The sequence below is a fragment of the Microlunatus panaciterrae genome, from assembly GCF_016907535.1.
GTDB classification, from domain to species: Bacteria; Actinomycetota; Actinomycetes; order Propionibacteriales; family Propionibacteriaceae; genus Microlunatus; species Microlunatus panaciterrae.
In genome coordinates this window covers 533,530-550,187 of sequence record NZ_JAFBCF010000001.1, presented here as the reverse complement: position 1 = coordinate 550,187, position 16,658 = coordinate 533,530, and the positions used below count along the sequence as shown (strand labels likewise).

Annotated in this window: 13 protein-coding genes; all 13 read left to right on the top strand. The window is 71.3% G+C overall.

The window, feature by feature from the left end; genetic code table 11:
• Window positions 1-5 precede the first annotated feature (5 nt).
• The 13 genes from JOE57_RS02415 to JOE57_RS02355 all read left to right on the top strand — a co-directional run bounded on the left by JOE57_RS02415 (window position 6) and on the right by JOE57_RS02355 (window position 16,621).
• On the top strand, window positions 6-1,589 hold the full coding sequence (locus JOE57_RS02415) for a hypothetical protein (protein WP_204916224.1): 1,584 nt from the start codon (window positions 6-8) through the stop codon (window positions 1,587-1,589).
• A 176-nt stretch (window positions 1,590-1,765) separates the two neighbouring features.
• Window positions 1,766-2,671, top strand: a complete 906-nt coding sequence (gene folP, locus JOE57_RS02410) for a dihydropteroate synthase (protein WP_338041119.1) — start codon at window positions 1,766-1,768, stop codon at window positions 2,669-2,671.
• 42 nt (window positions 2,672-2,713) lie between these two features.
• Window positions 2,714-4,063 carry an SWIM zinc finger family protein gene (locus JOE57_RS18860; protein ID WP_204916223.1) on the top strand — a complete coding sequence of 450 codons (1,350 nt, stop codon included), beginning with the start codon at window positions 2,714-2,716 and terminating at the stop codon, window positions 4,061-4,063.
• Window positions 4,060-4,983, top strand: coding sequence for a DUF5691 domain-containing protein (locus tag JOE57_RS02400; protein ID WP_204916222.1), 924 nt, complete (start codon window positions 4,060-4,062; stop codon window positions 4,981-4,983). The genes JOE57_RS18860 and JOE57_RS02400 overlap by 4 nt, the downstream gene beginning before the upstream one ends.
• A gap of 23 nt (window positions 4,984-5,006) precedes the next feature.
• Entirely contained in the window at window positions 5,007-6,104 is a 1,098-nt protein-coding gene (locus JOE57_RS02395; protein WP_204916221.1) for an AAA family ATPase, read from the top strand.
• Entirely contained in the window at window positions 6,101-8,395 is a 2,295-nt protein-coding gene (locus JOE57_RS02390) for a DUF5682 family protein (protein ID WP_338041117.1), read from the top strand. Before JOE57_RS02395 ends, JOE57_RS02390 begins: the two co-directional genes overlap by 4 nt.
• Window positions 8,385-9,602: a VWA domain-containing protein gene (locus JOE57_RS02385; protein WP_204916220.1), complete on the top strand. Its 1,218-nt coding sequence runs from the start codon at window positions 8,385-8,387 to the stop codon at window positions 9,600-9,602. The genes JOE57_RS02390 and JOE57_RS02385 overlap by 11 nt, the downstream gene beginning before the upstream one ends.
• Before the next feature lie 96 nt (window positions 9,603-9,698).
• Window positions 9,699-11,120, top strand: coding sequence for a malic enzyme-like NAD(P)-binding protein (locus JOE57_RS02380; protein ID WP_204916219.1), 1,422 nt, complete (start codon window positions 9,699-9,701; stop codon window positions 11,118-11,120).
• 3 nt (window positions 11,121-11,123) lie between these two features.
• On the top strand, window positions 11,124-11,540 hold the full coding sequence (locus JOE57_RS02375) for a VanZ family protein (RefSeq protein ID WP_204916218.1): 417 nt from the start codon (window positions 11,124-11,126) through the stop codon (window positions 11,538-11,540).
• On the top strand, window positions 11,537-12,100 hold the full coding sequence (locus JOE57_RS02370; protein ID WP_204916217.1) for a YqgE/AlgH family protein: 564 nt from the start codon (window positions 11,537-11,539) through the stop codon (window positions 12,098-12,100). The genes JOE57_RS02375 and JOE57_RS02370 overlap by 4 nt, the downstream gene beginning before the upstream one ends.
• Before the next feature lie 138 nt (window positions 12,101-12,238).
• Window positions 12,239-12,949 (top strand): MtrAB system response regulator MtrA, encoded by a 711-nt coding sequence (mtrA, locus tag JOE57_RS02365; protein ID WP_338041116.1) that lies wholly within the window; start codon window positions 12,239-12,241, stop codon window positions 12,947-12,949.
• Window positions 12,950-12,968: 19 nt separating this feature from the next.
• Complete coding sequence (gene mtrB, locus JOE57_RS02360) at window positions 12,969-14,852, top strand: MtrAB system histidine kinase MtrB (RefSeq protein WP_338041115.1); 1,884 nt, start codon at window positions 12,969-12,971, stop codon at window positions 14,850-14,852.
• Entirely contained in the window at window positions 14,849-16,621 is a 1,773-nt protein-coding gene (locus JOE57_RS02355) for an LpqB family beta-propeller domain-containing protein (protein WP_204916215.1), read from the top strand. Before mtrB ends, JOE57_RS02355 begins: the two co-directional genes overlap by 4 nt.
• Window positions 16,622-16,658: the final 37 nt, after the last annotated feature.

The following is a 16,658-nucleotide window of genomic DNA, read 5'->3' as shown; positions in this document are numbered from 1 at the left end:
ACGGCATGTACTTCGACCATCATCTGCGGCTGGAGCCGCGCCAGCCGCAGCGGGACTTCGACCGTGGAGTGGCCGCCGAGGTCGCCGACCCGGTGTGGTTCCTGGGCCGGCAGTGGCAGCTGGGCGAGCTGCAGGGGGAGGACGCCGGCTCGCCGGTCCGGGTGCGGGCCACCGTCGCCCGGCGAAGGCTGGACCCGGTCGGCGGAGACCCGCGCTGGGACCCCACCCGGGTACCCCCGGAGGCCATCATCGAGTCGGAGCCGGGGGACTGGTGGACGATCGGCCGGCGGATCCGCTACGGCGCCCGGTTCCGCGCCTTCGTCGACGCCGCAGCGCTGCCCGCGGAGTGCTACCTGCGCCGGCCGCCGCCCGGCAGCCGGGCCTACGGGACCGACCTGCCGGCCCCGTACGACGCCTTCAGCTCAGACGCCGACGGGGTCGGCTACCTGGACGGCTGGCAGCTCTGGCGCCGCCGCGCCGAGCTCGGCATTCCGGAGGCTCCGTTCGCCGAGATCCCGGCGGTCGAACCCGACGACGCCTGGTTGCCGGACCAGCTGTGCTACCAGGCCGAGTTCCGGTGCGCCGAGCACACCTTCACCGTCGAGCGTCATGACGGGGGGCGGGTGGACTGGTACACCGTTGACGGCGACCGCCCGTTCGCCGAGGCCGCAGCGGAGCCCGTCGCCGGCACGGTCAGCGTGTTCCCGGCCCAGCTGACCTATCCGGGCGCACCGCACGCACGGTACTGGCAGATCGAGGACGCGGCGGTGGACCTGGGCGGCTACCCGCCCGACCGGAGCCACTTCGCGAGCATGCTGCTGACCGACCTGCTGTCGACGCACGGCACCGAGTGGTTCCTGTTCCCGATCGACACCGAGGCCGGCCACGCGGTCACGCTCCAGGCGGTGACGGTGCTGGACGGGTTCGGCGAGGAATGGTCCAGCGCCGCCTCCCCGGAGCTGGCACCGCCGACGGACTGGTCGCTGTTCCGCACCGATCAGGCCGAGGGTGCAGACTTCAACACCCTGCTGGTGTGGCCGACCGCGGTCGGTCCGCTGAGTGGCGCGGTGTTGGAGGAGGTCATCCTCGGCGTCGACGAGTACTCCAACCTGCTGTGGGCGGTGGAGCGCCGGGTCAACAGCCGCGACGTCCGGACCCCGTCGGTCGAGGAGCGGGGCGGGCTGCCGCTGCCGCCTCGCGCCGATCCGGTCAACGTGCCGGTGCAGGACTACCGCTACCTGCTGGGCAGCGACGCCGTGCCGTACTGGCACCCGTACCAGCTGGACGAGTTCGAGGGCCGACGGCGGTTCCTGCAGTCCCGGTTGGTCGACTACACCGGCGCCGAAGCGGCCCTGATGGAGCCGGAACCGGCCGCGCGGCTGCTCACCGACCCACGGCTCGGCGGGGCCCAGCCCGTACATGCGATCGACCCGGCGACGGTGCCGGTCGGCGGGCTGGTGCTGCGTCGGCGATGGCAGCTGGCCCGGGCCACCGACGGCCAGCCGGTGCTGTGGGTCGGCCGGGAGCGGTCGCCGCTGCTGGCACCGCCGGCCCGACACCTCCGCTTCGACGTGATGCAGCCGCGCTGACGTACGCGCGCAGCCCTTTCGTTTCTGCAGCCCCTTCTTCGCACAGGTTCGTCGTACCTCACCCAGGGTCGACCGTAGGCGAGGCCCACGAAACTGTGCGAAGTGCCGCAGGGGCGGGCTGAGTGCAGGTCACGGGCCGGTGCAGCGGATTTGCCGGGTGGTCGAGACTGGTGGTCGTGACTGCTGACTCGAGCATCTTCAAGCCGCAACTGCGGCACCCGGTCCGCACCATCGGCGCCCGCACCTTCGACTTCGACCGTCAGGTGGCCGTGATGGCCGTGGTCAACCGGACCCCGGACTCGTTCTACGACCAGGGCCGGACCTTCGCGCTCGACCGGGCCGTCTCCGCTGCCCTGGCAGCCGTCGCCGAGCAGGCCGACTGGGTCGACATCGGCGGGGTGCCGTTCTCGCCGGACACCCCCGAGGTGTCGGCGGCGGAAGAGATCGACCGGGTGGTGCCGGTGATCGAGGCGGTGGCAGCCCGCTCGGACGTGGTGATCTCGGTCGACACCTTCCGCGCCGACGTCGCCGCCCGCGCCATCGCCGCCGGGGCCGCGGTGATCAACGACACCACCGGACTGCACGACCCCGGACTGGCCGAGGTGGTCGCCGACTCGGCGGCGACGCTGGTCATCTGTCACAGCCTGGCCGCGCCCCGGACCCCGTACCCCCGGCCGGAGTACGACGACGTCGTCGCCGAGATCGTCGCCTTCCTCAACACCAGGATCGAGCTGGCGCTGCGCAGCGGCGTACCGGAGGAACGGATCGTCATCGACCCCGGCCACGACCTCAACAAGAACACCTTCCACACCCTCGAGCTGACCCGCCGACTGAGCGCGATCAGCGCTATCGGGCTGCCGCTGCTGGCCGCGGTGTCCAACAAGGACTTCGTCGGTGAGGCGATCGGCCGGCCCAAGGAGGAGCGGCTGGAAGGGTCGCTGGCAGCCGCAACCTTCTGCATCCTGCAGGGTGCCCGGATCGTGCGGATGCACAACGTCGCGGCGGCGGTGAATGCGGTCCGGATGACGGAGGCGATGCTCGGCTTCCGTCAACCCGCGTACGTGTTCCACAACATGACCTGAGGCCGCCGCCGGATGTCGCAGCCACCACCTAGGCTTCCGGGCATGGTTGAGCCCTGGGACCGTGCCACCGTGCTGGCGCTGGCGCCGGACCGCGGCTCAGCCACGGCGGCCGAGCGGCTGGCCCGATCCGCGCCCTGGACCGATCGCGGCTGCGGACGGCAGGCGCTGTGGGGACGGTGCCAGGGAAGTGGGTCTGTGCCCTACCAGACGGTGGTGGACCTGGGGCCGCCGGCCGCCTTCCAGTGCAGCTGCCCGAGCCGCAAGTTCCCCTGCAAGCACGCCCTGGCGCTGCTGCTCTGCTGGGCCGACGGCCATGTCCCTGAGGTCGAGGAGGTGGCTCCGTTCGCGATCGGCTGGCTGACCGCCCGACGGGAGCGGGCCGGGACAGCCGCCCCGGGGAGCGACCAGCCGCCGGTCCGACCGGCGGTGGCGGACCCGGCGGCCGCGGAGCGCCGCGCGGCTGCCCGGGCGGCCCGGGTGGAGGCTGGCCTGGAGGAGCTGGACCGCTGGCTCCGAGACCAGGTGCGGGGCGGAATCGCCGGGCTGGAGCGGGTGGGCTACCAGCACTTCGACACCGCGGCCGCCCGGATGGTCGATGCCCAGGCGCCCGGCGTCGCCGGCCTGCTGCGGGCCATCCCGGCCGAGCTCCGCGGCGACGGCTGGCCGGCCCGGGTGCTGGCTCAGCTGGCCGCACTGCGGCTGCTGGTGCACGCTCACCGCCGGCTGGATGCGTTGCCGGCGGATCTGGCCGCCACCGTACGGTCCCGGATCGGCTACCCGGTCGCCAAGGAGGCCGTACTGGCCTCGACACCCGTGGTCGACGAATGGGCCGCGCTGGGCCAGGTGGACACCGTCGAGTTCCAGCTTGAGACCCGCCGGGTCTGGCTGCGCGGCAGCGCCACCGGTCGGTGGGCACTGTGGCTGACCTTCGCCGCGCCCGGCCAGAGCCTGGACAGCACGATCAGCCCTGGACACAGCCTGGTCGGCCCGCTGCACTTCTATCCCGGTTCGGGTCAATACCGGGCGCTGCCCGGCCCGCAGGTCGACCGGCTTCCGAGCCTGGGCCCGCTGCCGGCGGAGTCCCTGTCCACCGCGGCCGGGCGGTATGCCCAGCTGGTGGCCGCCGACCCCTGGGCGGACCGGATGCCGGTCGTCTTGGAGGGCACCGTGCTGGTGCCGGCCGGCGCCGGCTCGAGCTGGCGGTTCCGCGACCTCGACGGGCGTTGCCGTGACCTGGTCGGGCTGGCCGGCGAACCCTGGCCGTTGCTGGCGCAGTCGATCTCCGGCCCGGTGCGGCTGATGGCGGAATGGCGGGCCGCCGGCCTGCAGCCACTGGCGGTGCTGCCGGACGACTCCGGGCGCGAGTTCGGCACCGAGGTGGTGCTGCGGTGAGCGGCTGGAACGACCTCGTCACGACGGCACTGCTGGGCACGGACCGGCGGCCGCTGCCGACCGGGCTGGCGGGGCCGCTGGCCGCCCTGGACGCCCGACTGGACGAGCCGGACCCGGCCGCCCGGCTGCTCGACCTTGCCGCCGGGTATGCGGCCATGGCGCGGGTCGCCGGGCGACTGCCCGACTGCCCGCCGGCGCCGACAGCGCCGGGACAGCCCTGGCCGGAGGCCCCACCGCCGGCACAGCAGCTGCTGGCCGAGCTGCTCGCGCTGGGACAGCCCACATTGGTCGACGACTGGCTGAGCCGCAGCATCGCCCACCGACTGTCGGTGGCGCCGCGACTGTGGGCCCAGCTGCTCAGTACCGCCCGGACCCGCGGCTGTGACCAACGGCTGGTGGCTGAGGCCGTTGGCCCGCGCGGCCGGTTCTTCGCCTCCCACCACCCGCAGTGGCGGAGGGTCAGCCTGGTCAGGCCGCAGCCGGCCGCCGGGGAGGCGGCCGAGGAGGCGCCGGTGCCCTCGGTTCTTACTGCCACCGAGGTGGTCGAGCGGCTGGCCGGCCGGCCGGTCGAGGGCCGGCAGCCGGCTGCCGCTGCGATGGAGCTGCTCCTGACCTGCACCGAGAGCTGGACCCCCGAGCTGGTGGACGCCGGCCTGGCGCTGATCGGCGGCGGGCTGCTGACCCAGCCGCTGGTCAGCCGGTTCGCGGTCCGGATGCCGTTGGCCGGCTATCCGGCCGTCGGCCGGGTCGCCGGCAGCTGTCTGTTCGGTCCCGACCGGCCGACCGCTGCCGTACTGCAGTCCGCCTGGCACGGGTTCGTCCAGGTCGAAGAACTGCTGCACCAGCGGATCCGGGTGCACAACGTCTTCGAGCCGCAGCCGTACCCGGCTGCCCGTACCCTGATCCCGCGACCGTACTGACCGCCGCCACCGAGGAGCCCATCGTGACCGACACCGCGCCCGTCAGCTATCTGCGGCCGCACGCCGAGCAGGCCTTCGCCGGGGAGCTGGCTGCCCTGCACCGCCTCGACGACCGTCCGCGGCCGCCGCAGTGGCGGATGTCACCGTGGGCGGTGGTCACCTACCTGATGGGCGGCACGCTCAACGACGGGACCGTGATCAGCCAGAAGTATGTGGGACAGCGGCGACTGATGGAGGTTGCGGTCGCCACCCTGGCCACCGACCGGGCGCTGCTGCTGCTCGGCGTGCCGGGCACCGCCAAATCCTGGGTGTCTGAGCATCTCAGCGCCGCGATCTCCGGTGAGTCGACGCTGATGGTGCAGGGCACCGCCGGAACCACCGAGGAGGCGATCAGGTACTGCTGGAACTACGCCCGGCTGTTGGCCGAGGGGCCCAGCGACCAGGCGATGGTCGCCTCCCCGGTGATGACCGCTATGCGCCGCGGCAGCATCGCCCGGATCGAGGAGCTGACGAGGATCCCGGCTGACGTCCAGGACGCGCTGATCACCGTGCTGTCGGAGAAGACGCTGCCGGTGCCCGAGCTCGGGTCCGAGGTCCAGGCCCGCAAGGGGTTCAACGTCATCGCCACCGCCAACGACCGGGACAAGGGCGTGAACGAGCTCTCGTCGGCGCTGCGGAGACGCTTCAACACCGTGGTGCTGCCGCTGCCGACCAGCTCCGAGGACGAGATCCGGATCGTCTCCACCCGGGTGGCCGAACTGTCAGCCGCCCTCGAGCTGCCCGCCGTGCCGCCGGCCCTGGAGGAGATCCGCCGGGTGGTCACGGTCTTCCGCGAGCTGCGTTCGGGGGTAACGGCCGACGGCCGGACCAGGATCAAGTCCCCGTCGGGCACGTTGTCGACGGCAGAGGCGATCTCGGTGATCACCAGCGGGATGGCGCTCTCGGCGCACTTCGGTAACGGCAGCCTGCAGCCGGATGACATCGCCGCCGGGATCGTCGGGTCGGTGATCAAGGATCCGGTGGCCGACCAGGTCGCCTGGAGCGAGTACCTCGAAGTCGTCGTCCGCGACCGCGCCGGCTGGTCGCAGTTCTACAGCGCGTGCCGAGAGGTGTCCGGGTGAGCCTGGGCGTCGCGGCGCCGGCGGTACGCCACGTCGAGGTCTTCGGCATCAGGCACCACGGGCCGGGGTCGGCCCGTTCGCTGCTGGCAGCGCTCGACGACTACCTCCCCGACTCGGTGCTGATCGAGGGGCCCGCCGATGCGGAGCCGCTGATCGGGCTGGTGTCGGCGGCCGGGATGAACCCGCCGGTGGCCCTGTTCGGGTATGCGGCCGACCGGCCCAGCCTGGCCGCCTTCTGGCCGTACGCGGTGTTCTCACCCGAGTGGCAGGCCATGCTGTGGGGCGCTGAGCGCGGCATCCCGGTCTCGTTCTGCGACCTGCCGGCGAGCATGACACTGGCCGCGGCGGAGCAGGCCCTCGACGAGCCCGACCCGGCCGACGACGAGCTCGACCTCGACAGCGGCCACCGCGCCCCGGCGGCGGAGGTCAGCCGAGACCCTCTCGCCCAGCTCGCTGCGGCGGCCGGCTACGACGACCCCGAGCGGTGGTGGGACGACGTGATCGAGTCGCGCCTGGACGGCGCCTCCCCCTTCCCTGCGCTCACCGAGGCGATGGCGGAGCTGCGGGCCGACGACACCGCGTACGACCACCGCCGGGCGATGCACGAGGGGCGCCGCGAGGCGTACATGCGACAGAGCATCAGGGCTGCCTGGCGGTCCGGACGGCAGCGGGTGGCCGTGGTATGCGGCGCCTGGCACGCCCCGGCGCTGAGCCCGCCGCTGCCACCGGCGGCGGCTGACGCACGATTGCTGCGGGGCGCGCCGAAGCGCAAGGTGCGCTTCAGCTGGGTGCCGTGGACGCACGAGCGGCTCACCTCCGCGTCCGGTTATGGAGCGGGCATCACCTCGCCCGGCTGGTACCACCATCTGTGGACCGCCCCTGACCAGCCGGTGGTGCGCTGGCTGAGCATGGTGGCCGCGTCGTTGCGGACCCGCGACCTGCCGGTCTCCAGCGCGCACGTGATCGAGGCCGTCCGGCTGGCCGAGAACCTGGCAGCGTTGCGGGGACGGCCGCTGGCGGGTCTGTCCGAGGTGACCGAGGCCACCCGGGCGGTGCTGTGTGACGGCGACGAGCTGGCGGTCCGGTTCATCACCGACGAGCTGGTGGTCGGCCAGAGGCTGGGCTCGGTCACGCCGGAGGCTCCGACCGTGCCGTTGGAGGCGGATCTGGAGGCGCAGTGCCGGACCCTGCGACTGAAGCGGACCGCGGAGGCGAAGTACGTCGACCTCGACCTGCGCAAGCCGAACGACCAGTTGCGGTCGCGACTGTTCCATCGGCTCCGGCTGCTGGGGCTGGGCTGGGCGCGGCCGGGGCAGAGCGAGGTCCAGGGCCGTGGCACCTTCCGGGAGAGCTGGCACCTGGAGTGGCGCCCCGAGCTGGCCGTGGATCTGGTGGAGGCCGCCCTCTGGGGCACCACTGTCGTTGCTGCGGCAGCAGCCAAGGTGGCAGCGATCTCTCGGGACGGGGAGCTGGGCGAGCTCACGGTGGCTGTGGAGCGCTGCCTGCTGGCCGACCTGCCAGAGGCGCTGACGGGCCTGCTGCAGGCGCTCGAGGCGAAGGCGGCTGTCGATGCCGACGTGCTGCACCTGATGGAGGCGCTGCCTGCTCTGGTCCGGGCGCAGCGTTACGGCGACGTCCGCGACACCGACGTGGGTGCGCTCGCCGACGTGTGCCGGGCGCTGCTGCTGCGGATCTGTGCAGGGCTGCCACAGGCGGCCGTCGGGTTGGACGACGAGGCCGCGGCCACGCTGCGTCGGCGGCTCGACGGCGTCCACGCCGCCGTCCAGCTGGCGGCGGCGGCCGACGACCCGGTGGCCGCGGAGGGCCGGACCCGGTGGCTCGAGACACTGGCACGACTGATCGAGCGGCCGGACCTGAACGGTGTGCTGGTGGGCCGGATGGTGCGCATCCTCGCCGATGCCGCGCTGCTCGACGACGCCCCGGTGCGGCTGCACCGGGCGCTGTCCCACGGCGTCGGGGCCGCTGCCAAGGCCGCCTGGGTGGACGGGTTCTTCTCCGACGGTGCGCTGCTGCTCATCCACGACAGCGCGCTGTTGGAGCTGTTGGACGGCTGGCTGCAGGGGCTCGGGCCGGAGGAGTTCGTCGACGTGCTGCCGTTGGTCCGCCGCACGTTCGGCTCCTTCGGCAGCGCTGAACGCCGGGCCATTGCCGGCCGGATCGCGGCCGGCGCGGGCCGGCCGGAGCAGCCGGTCGACGAGCTGGACCCGGCCCTCGGTGAAGGTGTACTGGCCACAGTGGCCCGGATTCTGGGGGTACGCGTTGGCGACTGAGCATCCGAATGGCCAGCACGACTCCGATCAGCCGGTCGAGGGCGAGCGCCGTCGGCGCTGGCGGCTGCTGCTCGGCGAGGCCGGCGAGCAGGCGCTCGGCGCCGCGCTGTCCCGGTCGGACCGGGAGATGGACGGCGCGCTGGCCGCTCTCTACGATGCGGACGCCGACCAGCAGAGCCAGGATCGGCGGCAGCGCACCGGCGGTCTGGGGGCCTCCGCACCGCGCGTGTCGCGCTGGCTCGGCGACATCCGGCGCTACTTCCCGAACACTGTGGTCCAGGTAATGCAGCGGGATGCCATCGAACGGCTCAACCTGACGTCGCTGCTGCTGGAGCCCGAGCTGTTGGAGTCGGTGCAGCCCGACGTCCATCTGGCCGGCACCCTGGTCAGCCTGAACAGGGTGATGCCGGAGACCACCCGGGCCACCGCCCGGATGGTGGTGGGGAAGGTGGTGGCGCAGATCGAGGAGCGGATCGCCACCAAGACGCGGGCCGCGGTGACCGGTGCCGTTAACCGGGCCAGTCGCACCCACCGGCCACGGCCGAGCGACATCGACTGGAACCGCACCATTGCGCGCAACCTGAAGCACTACCTGCCCGAGCACCGGACCGTGGTGCCGGAGCGGCTGGTCGGCTTCGGCCGCAGCTCCCAGGTGGTGGCGAAGGACATCGTGTTGGCCATCGACCAGTCCGGCTCGATGGCCGAGTCGGTCGTCTATGCGGCCGTGTTCGGGGCTACGGTGGCGTCGATCCGCTCGGTGAAGACGTCCCTGGTGGCGTTCGACACCGAGGTGGTGGATCTGACCGACCAGCTGAGCGACCCGGTGGATGTGCTGTTCGGCTGCCAGCTCGGCGGGGGGACCGACATCAACCGGGCCATCGCCTACTGCCAGGGGCTGGTGACCCGGCCCACCGAGACGGTCCTGGTGCTGATCTCCGACCTGTACGAGGGCGGGATCGCCGCCGAGATGCTGCGCCGCGTCTCGGACCTGCTGGCGGCCGGTGTCCGGGTGGTGGTGCTGTTGGCCCTGTCCGACTCCGGCGCGCCCGCCTACGACCATGACCATGCGGCCGGGTTGGCTGCGCTGGGCGTGCCGACCTTCGCCTGCACGCCCGACCTCTTTCCCGACCTGCTGGCGGTGGCCCTGTCCGGTGGGGACGTCGGCCAGTGGGTGTCCGCCTCCAGGCTCGCCGCCCAAGGTCGCTGACCCTGCACCGGGGCCGTACGCCGGGTCAGACGGCCGGCGCCGAAAAGCGTCGCGGCGTCCCTGGCGAGCCGCGGAGAACGTGAGAAGATCGGCTCTGTGAGCGCCGTTCCCTCAGTGTCCTACTCGATCACCGTCCGGCTCGAGGTGCCTGCCGGCGGCGCCGCCGTGAGCCAGCTCACCACCGCTGTCGAGCAGGCGGGCGGCATCGTCACCGCCCTCGACGTCACCGCCTCGGGACATGAACGGCTCCGGATCGATGTGACCTGCGCCGCCCGTGACACCGAGCACGCCGACCAGCTCGTGGAGGCGATGCGCGCCGTCACCGGCGTCATCATCGGCAAGGTCTCCGACCGGACCTTCCTGATGCACCTCGGCGGCAAGATCGAGATGAAGAGCAAGCACCCGATCCGCAACCGCGACGACCTCTCGATGGTCTACACCCCCGGTGTCGCCCGGGTCTGCCTGGCCATCGCCAAGAACCCCGAGGACGCCCGACGGCTCACCTCCAAGCGCAACAGCATCGCCGTGATCACCGACGGCTCGGCCGTCCTGGGCCTGGGCAACATCGGCCCGGCCGCTGCGCTGCCGGTGATGGAGGGCAAGGCGGTGCTGTTCAAGCGGTTCGCCGACATCGACGCCTGGCCGCTCTGCCTGGACACCCAGGACGTCGAGGAGATCATCACCGTGGTGAAGGCGATCGCGCCGGGCTTCGCCGGCATCAACCTGGAGGACATCTCCGCTCCGCGGTGCTTCGAGATCGAGGCCAGACTCCGGGCGGCGCTGGACATCCCGGTCTTCCATGATGATCAACACGGGACGGCGATAGTGGTGCTCGCCGCTCTCTACAACGCGCTCCGGGTGGTGTCGAAGAGGATCGCCGACGTCAAGATCGTCATGTCGGGGGCGGGGGCGGCCGGCACCGCGATCATCAAGCTGCTGTTGGCCGCCGGTGCCCGGCATCTGGTGGTGTCGGATATCAACGGAGTGGTCCACCGCGGCCGCCCCGGACTCAGCGGCGAGCTGGCCTGGGTGGCTGAGCACACCAACGCGGCGGGTGTCAGCGGAACCCTGAAAGAGGCGATCGCCGGCGCCGACGTCTTCATCGGCGTCTCCGCCCCGCACCTGCTCGACGGCGAGGACGTGGCGAAGATGGCGCCCGGCTCGATCGTCTTCGCCCTGGCCAACCCCGAACCGGAGATCGAACCCACCGAGGCCCTCAAGTACGCGGCCGTGGTGGCGACCGGAAGGTCGGACTTCCCGAACCAGATCAACAACGTGCTCGCCTTCCCGGGAGTGTTCCGGGGCCTGCTGGATGCCCAGTCGGCGGAGATCACCACCAGCATGCTGCTGGCTGCGGCCCGGGCGCTGGCCGCGGTGGTGACCGATGACGAGCTGAACGCGGCCTACATCATGCCCAGCGTGTTCCACGCCGAGGTCCACGAGAAAGTCGCCGAAGCCGTACGGCGGGCTGCCGGTGGGCCGGCCGACCTGCCCGTCGATACCGAAGTCGCCTCCTAGAGCATGCACAGAGTGCGATGGTGGCTGGCTGCGTCGATCGCCACAGCGATCCAGCTGTTCGGTCTGTACCGCCCGACCGGGCCGCCGGAGGTGGACCAGCTGCCGGGCCTGGACAAGATTGCCCACGTCAGCATCTTCGCCGTGCCGCTGCTCCTGATCCTGGTCGCCGTCAGCGGGCTGGGCGAGGTCAGGATCGCCAGACGCAGGTGGCTGGTCATAGTGGGGGTCTTCCTCGGCCACGCCGTGCTCAGCGAGGTCATCCAGGGGACCTTCTACCGTGAGCGGACCGGCGACCCGTTGGACGTGCTGGCCGACTGGGCCGGGGTCGCACTGGGCCTCGGCGCCTTCCTGCTGCTGAACCGACGGCATTCGGGTGCCGTGTCGCCTGAGGGCGAGCCGGAACCGGCGGTCCGATCATGACGGTCCGTGAGCCGGCGCCGGGAGACCTGTTGATCGCGAGTGTGCTGCTCGCCGACGGTGTGTTCAACGAGAGTGTGGTGCTGGTGCTCGACTCCGACGAGGACGGCGCCCTCGGAGTGATCCTGAACGAGATCTCCTCGACACCGCTGTCAGCGGTGCTGCCGGACTGGGTCAACACGGTGTCCGAGCCGCAGGTGCTGTTCCACGGTGGGCCGGTGTCCCCGAACGGCGCCATCTGCCTGGCCAGTGTGGCGTCCAGTGGCGAGGAGCCGCCGGGCTGGCGACCGCTGTTCGACAGCGTCGGGTTGCTGCACCTCGACACCCCGATCGAGATCGTCGCCGGCGCCTACCAGGACCTGCGCATCTTCGCCGGGTACGCCGGCTGGTCGCCCGGGCAGCTGCAGGCCGAGCTGGCGGACGGCTACTGGCATGTGGCCCCCGCCCAGTACAGCGACGTGTTCGGCCTGCAGCCGCTCGACCTCTGGCGTCAGGTGCTGCGCAGACAGCCGGGCGAACTGGCCTACTTCTCCACCTGGGTCGACGATCCCGAGCTGAACTAGCCATCGGCGTGCTCCACCGCCTGCGCGGGTCCACTCGCGGACCGGCTCGAGGTACCCGGGAAATGTTGACCTTGAGAATAGGATTGCGGCAGGTCTACAGGTCGGGGTCGGATGAGAAGCTCATTGGAGGATAGTTCGGTGTCTGAAACGACGCAGAGTTCCGCTGCGCGAAGCCGGGTACTGGTGGTCGACGACGATGCCGCACTGGCCGAGATGCTGTCCATCGTGCTTCGGAACGAAGGCTTCGAGCCGATCTGGTGCGCCCACGGCGACAAGGCGTTCGCGGCCTACCGCGACGCCAAGCCTGACCTGGTGCTGCTCGACCTGATGCTGCCGGGCCGGGACGGTGTCGACGTCTGTCGTGACATCCGCGCCGAGTCCGGCGTGCCGATCGTGATGCTGACGGCGAAGTCGGACACCATCGATGTCGTCGCCGGCCTCGAGGCGGGTGCCGACGACTATGTCGCGAAGCCGTTCAAGGCCAAGGAGCTGATCGCCCGGATCCGGACCCGGCTGCGCCGCACCTCGGAGGAGGTCGATCTCGAGACGCTGCAGATCGGTGATCTGGTGATCAGTGTCGATGGGCACTCGGTCAAGCGCAACGGCACCCCGATCCAGCTGACCCCGCTGGAGTTCGACCTGCTGCTGGCGCTCGCCCGGCGGCCCTGGCAGGTGTTCAGCCGCGAGGTCCTGCTGGAGCAGGTCTGGGGCTATCGGCACGCAGCCGACACCCGGCTGGTGAACGTCCACGTGCAGCGGCTGCGGTCCAAGATCGAGCGCGACCCCGAGCACCCGGAGATCGTCGTCACCGTACGCGGCATCGGGTACAAGGCGGGAGAGCCGAAGTAGTCGGGGCTGATGGTGATGGGTGCCGTCGACCGATGAGGGACCGACAGCGATCGGCTCAGTCAGCAGTGGCCGGGACCCGACCGGGCCGATCCTGGGGGCCGCGATGGTGACGCTCAGTCCGACCGTCCGCCGGTGGTGGCAGCTGCCGATCCGCTGGTGGTGGCGATCGCTGCCGTTCCGCGTCGTCGCCTCCGTCTCGGTGGCGTCGGCCCTGATCCTGATGCTCGGTGGGGTGCTGCTGATGTTCCGGGCCTCGCAGGGCGTGCTGGCCGGCAAGGAGCAGACCTCGGTAGCGCAGGCCCAGGCCGCCGTCGACGCTGCCCAGCAGCGGCTGGACGACGTCGACCTGACCACCCCGACCGACGTCTCCGACCTGCTGACGCAGCTCGGGGTGGAGATCTCCAATGGCGGCAGCAGCAGCGGCCAGTACGAGGTCGTGCTGTTCGGGCCGGTGTCGAAGTACCGCTCCGGGCAGGCCTCCACCGAGAGCGTGCCGCAGGCCCTGCGGGACGAGGTGTCCGGCAACAACGGGCTGTACAGCGTCCCCACCCTGGTGCGCTACGACGACGGCAGAACCGCCCCCGGACTGGCCATCGGCTCCTCGCTGACGGTGCCCGGCGAGCGGTACGAGGTGTACTTCATCTTCCCGCTGACGCAGGAGGTGCAGACGCTCGAAGTGCTGCAGAGCGCCGCCATCCTGACCGGCGCGCTGCTGGTGGTGATGCTGACCCTGATCGCCGCGCTGGTCAGCCGCCAGGTGGTGACGCCGGTCCGCGCCGCCCGACAGGCCGCCGAACGACTGGCCTCGGGCAACCTGGACGACCGGATGAAGGTGCGTGGCACCGACGACCTGGCGCGCCTGGCCACCTCGATGAACTACATGGCCAGTGAGCTGCAGAAGCAGATCACCCAGCTGGAGGAGCTGTCCCGGGTTCAGCAGCGGTTCGTCTCCGACGTGTCGCACGAGCTGCGCACCCCGTTGACCACGGTACGGATGGCGGCCGAGGTGCTGCACGAGGCGCGGGAGGACTTCGACCCGGTGGCGGCGCGCTCGGCTGAGCTGCTGCAGACCGAGCTGGACCGGTTCGAGGCGCTGCTCACCGACCTGCTGGAGATCTCCCGGTTCGACGCCGGTGCGGCGGTGCTGTCGCTGGACCAGGTCGACCTGCGCGATGTGGTCAACCGGGTGGTCGACGCCAACCTGCGGTTCGCCTCAGCCGCCGGCAGCGAGATCAACGTGCACGCCTCCGGCACCACCACGGCCGAGGTCGACTCCCGCCGGATCGAACGGATCATGCGCAACCTGGTGGTGAATGCCATCGAGCACGGCGAGGGCAGGCCGATCGACATCACCATCGAGGGGGACGAGACGGCGGTCGCCATCGCCGTCCGTGACCACGGGGTGGGGTTCGAGGCCAACCAGGCCAGGCAGGTGTTCCACCGGTTCTGGCGGGCCGACCCGGCACGGGCCAGGACGATGGGCGGCACCGGTCTGGGCCTGTCCATCTCGATGGAGGACGCGCGGCTGCACGGAGGCTGGATGAACGCGTGGGGCCGGCCGGGGATGGGCGCGCAGTTCCGGCTGACGCTGCCGCGCAAGGCCGGCGCGATTCTGGAGCAGTCGCCACTGCCGCTGGTGCCGCGTGACCTGGTGGGACCGAGCGTCACCCGGTTGCATGGGCTCGAACTGGCACGCCCGCTGGCGGTGTCGGCGGTGTCGACCTCCGCCATCACCCCGCCCACGATCCCCACCGCGCCGGATGCCGCCGGCCCGACTCCGGGCGGCTCGGCCGACGACCGATACCTGCTGCTGCCCGAGGCGAAGCCCGACGGCACAGCGCCGACCGACCCGGCCAGGGTCGGCCCACCCTCAACCGGCGCGACCGGACGGGGCGACGAATGAGGACCCGGGGTCTCCGTGCGCTGCTCTGCGCGTTTCTCGGCCTGCTCTGCGCCGCCCTGCTGAGCGGCTGCATCTCGGTCCCCACCTCGGGCACCGTGAAGAAGGTCGAGGGCGCCGGCAGGACCGCGGACAAGGGCTTCGAGATCGAGGGTCAGCCGCCGCGGCCGGGTGACCAGCCGAAGGTGATCGTCGACGGCTTCCTGCAGGCGATGGCCAGCTATCAGGCCGGCTACCCGGTCGCCCGCCAGTACCTGACCAAGGCCGCCGCCGAGTCGTGGCGGCCCGAGGACGGGGTGGCGATCTACACCGGGGGTCCGCCGACCGTGCAGGGCGACTCGGTGGTGCTGCAGGCCACGCTCAGTGCCTCGCTGGGGGCCGACAAGGCCTACACCCAGCGCAGCAGGCCGTTCAGCCATGACTTCCGCGTGGTCAAGCAGGGCAGCGAATGGCGGATCAGCAACCCGCCGGATGGGCTGATCCTGTCCCAGTACAAGTTCAACCAGTTCTACCGCAGCTACAACCTCTACTTCTTCGACCCCCAGTACCGCTCCCTGGTGCCCGACCCGATCTTCCTGCCACGAGAGGTGCCGATCGAGTCCGCGCTGGTACAGGCCCTGCTTCGCGGTCCGACCGACTGGCTGAAGCCATCCGTCGTCAGCGTCATCCCGCCGAAGACGTCGCTCAGCGTGCAGTCGGTCTCGGTGACCGACGGGGTCGCCGAGGTCAACCTCAGCGACGACATCATGCCGCTCACCGAGGACCAGCGCAGTCTGATGGCGGCCCAGGTGATCTGGACCCTGCGCCAGGTCGACGACAGCTTCGGGCGGCCGGCGATCTCCGGCGTCCGGTTCCGGGTCAACGGGACGCCGTACCCCATCACCAAGGACCAGCTGCCCGGCGACGGTCCGGTCCCGATCGACGCGCTGGACAGGTACGGACCCGTACCCGGCAACACCTCGCTGGCGTTGTACGGCGTCACCGACAAGCACGTGGTCAAGGTTGACGAGTCCAAGGACCCCCCGCAGCTCATTCCGGTGCCCGGACCTCTCGGGCAGAACAGGTTCCGGATCGACGACCTGGCCGTGTCCGGTGACGGCAAGAGCATCGCCGTGGTCACCAACAACCGCACCATGCTGCGCAGCGGCCCGGCCGGCCAGGACCCGGTGGTCCGGATGCAGGGAGCCAGTGACGTACTGCGGCCCCAGTTCAGCCGCTACGACGAGCTCTGGGCGATCGGTCGGACCAACGGGCGTCAGGGCCTGGTCGTGATCAAGGGCGACAAGTCGGTCCCGGTGGACGCGAAGGCGCTGGCCGGCAGCGACATCCGTGCCTTCAAGATCGCTCCTGACGGCGTCCGGATCGCCCTCATCCGACAGGTGGGCAACCGCTCGGAGCTGGGCCTGGCCCGGATCACCCGGGCGGACAGTCTCACCGTGGACGGCTGGCGGGCCATCAAGCTGACCGGCACCGGCACCGCCGGTCTGAGCCAGCTGATCGACGTGTCCTGGGTCACCCCGACCACGATGATGATCCTCGGCGCGGGCAGCCCGGACGTGTCCGTTGTCCCGATCCGGTTGGACCAGGACGCCTCACAGGTGCTGCAGGTCGGCCTCTCCGACGAATGGGACGCCGTCGCGCTGGCCACCTCAGCCGCAGCGACCAACAAGGCGCTGGTGCTGGGCCGGAACTCGCGGAGCTGGCGGTTCCAGGGCGAGGGCAGCTGGCCGTCGTTCTCGGACAAGCTGAGCGCCCTGGCCTATCCCGGCTGAGGCTGGCCGAGCGCCACCGGGGCTGAGCGCCTTCCCC